Origin of the sequence: Micromonospora sp. KC721, assembly GCF_004348355.1 — a bacterium.
Classification (GTDB): domain Bacteria; phylum Actinomycetota; class Actinomycetes; order Mycobacteriales; family Micromonosporaceae; genus Micromonospora.
The window spans coordinates 1-3,144 of record NZ_SMJY01000336.1; the positions used below are offsets into that span (position 1 = coordinate 1).

At 72.8% G+C, this 3,144-nt stretch carries 2 protein-coding genes; both read right to left on the minus strand.

The annotated features are described in order from the left end of the window. Positions 1 to 1,680, minus strand: a 1,680-nt coding sequence (locus tag E1182_RS29945) for a type IV secretory system conjugative DNA transfer family protein (RefSeq protein WP_132271091.1), incomplete at its 3' end; no start/stop codon positions are given. Beyond that, positions 1,677 to 3,144 (minus strand): ATP/GTP-binding protein (locus E1182_RS29950; RefSeq protein ID WP_132271094.1); only part of this gene is annotated, 1,468 nt, incomplete at its 5' end. The genes E1182_RS29950 and E1182_RS29945, both read right to left, overlap by 4 nt.

Genomic DNA, 3,144 nt, shown 5'->3' on the forward strand with positions numbered 1-3,144 from the left:
CGTAGGAGTGTATAAGAGACAGGTGCGGGCGAGCGCGGGTGGGGCGCCGGAGGCGTAGACGACCATCCGGCCGCGGGGTAGGGCGTGCAGGTCGGAGACGTCGAGGATGCGTTGGCGGCGGGTGGAGTGGGAGACGGAGCGTTGTCCCCAGCCGGATCCGCTGCTGCTGGTCGAGCGGGTGGCGACGTCGTGTTCGCCGATGAGTTTGGAGAGTTCTTCGAGCCAGTCGGGGTCGGCGACGCCGCCGCCGTAGGTGCGCACGTTCGCCGCCGACCACAGTTTGCGCATGCCCTCGCGCCCCCACACGTCGACGCCTTGGGGGTAGGACTGCAGGATCGTGATGATCGGTAGGCCGTGGGAGCCGTAGTAGGAGTAGAGGTTGGGGAGCTGCCGCAGGCGGCAGATGTTGGCGGCCTCGTCGAGGATGCTCAGCAGCGGCGGGTCCAGGCGGCGGCCGGCGGAGGCGCGGGCGCGTAGTTCGCCGGCGCGGAGGACGGCGTCGGTGAGCGCGGCGACCAGCGGGGCGGGGGAGCCGGGCCCGCCCTGGGACAGCAGATACAGCACGTCAGTGCTGGTGACGAACGCGGCCGGGTCGAACTCGGTGACCCCGGCGCGGGTGGGTGGGGTGACCCAGGCGGTGACGGCCGGTTCGGTGAGGCACATGAGCATCTTCTGCGCGCCGGCGTAGATGCCGCCGCGAGTCTTGTCGGGCATGTTGACCACGCCGGAGACGGCGTCGGCGGGCAGCGCGAAGCCGTGCTCGCGCAGCAGCATCGCTGGTTCGTCGTCGCGGGGGCTGACCGCCCACCGGTAGGCGGCGAGGATGTCCCGGCCGGACACGGCCGCCGCGAGGAGCAGGTTAGCGACCAGTTCCTCGGAGCTGGGGTCGAAGAAGGCGTCGCGGCTGACGCCGGGTTCGCGTTCGGCGGCGGCGAAGTGCTCGGCCAGGCGGCGGGCGTCGGTGATGGTGGCCACCGCCCGCAGCGGGTTCCACCACATGCCCTGCTCGGTGCCGAGGATGTGCTGCGGGTCGAACGCCCACACGGTGCCGCGGGCGGCGCGGATGTCGCGGGTGGCGTCGACGATGTCGCCTTTGACGCTGGTGACCAGGGTCGGCCCGGGGGCGGCGACGATGGCGGGGATGGCCCGGCTGGTGGTTTTGCCGGTGCGGGGGCCCCAGATGTCGACGGCCATGTCCTCCCAGGACTGGCGCAGCGGCATCCCACCGGCGACGGTGTGCCCGATGAGCACGCCGAGCTGGTCGGGGTCGGGCCGGTCGACGTCGGCGAGGCTGGGCCGCAGCCGCCGGCCGCTGTCGGCGACACCCTTCGGCCCGAGGTGGGTGAGGTCCTTGCGGGTGGCCATGCGGCGGGCGGCGGAGTCGACCCGGGTGCGACGCCGGCCGATCCACCGCCTGAGGGCGACCACCGCCGTGGTCAGCAGCAGCAGGACGACGACCTGGGCGATGGCGACGAGTGTGCAGGCGGTGGTCCAGGTGATGTCTGCGCGCAGCACCGCGAGGGCGACCTGGATGGGGTGGCCGCCGGTGTAGCCGGGCGGCCGGGTGAGCACGACCGGCAGCCACACTGTGCCGGCGAGGACCAGGACCAGGGCGGCGACGCCGCCGACGATCAGGCCGGCGTCGTCGTGGCCGCCGCGCGGCCCTGCGGGCCGGCTCATGTCATCGTCCAGCGGAAGTCGGTGTTGCCGAGCTGCTTCTCCACCTCGGTGGGTTCCAGGTGCACGGGGATGCCCGGCCGGGAGCCGACCTTGATGAGGAAGTTCCCGCGACCGACGGTCTCGCTGCCCTCGGCGGCCCAGGACGGCGGCGCCGACCAGGACAGCACCTCACGCCGTTCGGCCTGCGACAACGGCCGCACGCGGGAGACGGCGTCGAGTTCCTGCTCCGAGCATGGCCCGATCATCAGCACCGCGGAACGTTCGGCGAAGCCGCGGGCTTTGGCCCGGTCGTGGGCGGTGGGCAGCGCCTCCAGGTCGGCCAAGCTGTGGGTGATGAACGCGGTGCCGGTGCCTTTCTGCCGGTTGAGTCGGGTGAGGCCGTCGGCGCGGTCGACCAGGCCGTGCCCGACCCGCAGCGCCCGCCACAACTCGTCGAGCACGGTGAAGAACGTTCTCGCGGGGGCGAGGCCGAGGTCGGCCAGCAGGTGCGCGGCTTCCACCTGGGCGAACCCGTAGCTCCACGTGCTTAGGAGGGTGGCGGCGGTGCGTAGCTCGTCGGTGTCGTCGATGCCGGAGATGTCGACGCACACGGCCGGGGTGTCGAGCCGGATCGCGGTGGTGGTCTGCCCCTCGAAGGTGCTCCCGAGCGGGCCGTGCAGCAGCGCCAGCAGAGTGCGGTGCAGCCCGTTGGTCTCCTCGCGGAAGCGGGGGATGTCCTGCTCTTCCTGCCAGAGCGTCACCGCCCGCACCTCAGCAGGGGCGTCGCGGATGACGCGCAGGACATCGGAGAGCACCGGCTGGGTGTCGGTCTCCCGCTCGGCGAGGTAGCGCAGCGCGGCAGCGAGGACGGTGGTCTCGTCGGAGCTGACAGGCCCGCGCCGGATCAGGGTGGCCAGGGCGACCAGCATGTTCAGCCGCCGGTCCGTCACGGCCGCACGGACGACCGCGCCGGTGCGCTCGTCGACGCGGTCCAGGACCTGCCGCCACGGGCCCGCGTCGAGCGGGTTGATGCGGTCCAGGCCGGGCCCGACCCGCAGCACCTGCCCACCCAGGGCGCGGACCAGCTCGGCGTAGTCGGGTTTGAGGTCGCCGAGGATCAGCGGCGTGACGCCCTGGGCGGTGAGACCGAGGACCATGCGGCGCACGGCGGTGGACTTGCCCATGCCGGGCTCACCCTCGATCCACACGGACGGGTTGTTGATCAACCTCGCTCTCGTGTACCAGGAGATCGGGTCGAAGCACACCGCCGAGCCGGTGTAGAGGTGCCGGCCGACCGGCACGCCGATCATCGGCGTCGACGCGCCGGTGCCGAACGGGAACAGCCCGCACACCTGCACCGTCGTGCCCCGGTACTCGGTGGGTGGTTCGATCCAGGACCACCGGCCGCCGCCGGGCCCGGCGTAGCCGAGGCGGCCGGGTCGCCGGCCGGGTGGTCGACGCGGCGGGGGCGGGGTGGTGTCGCGG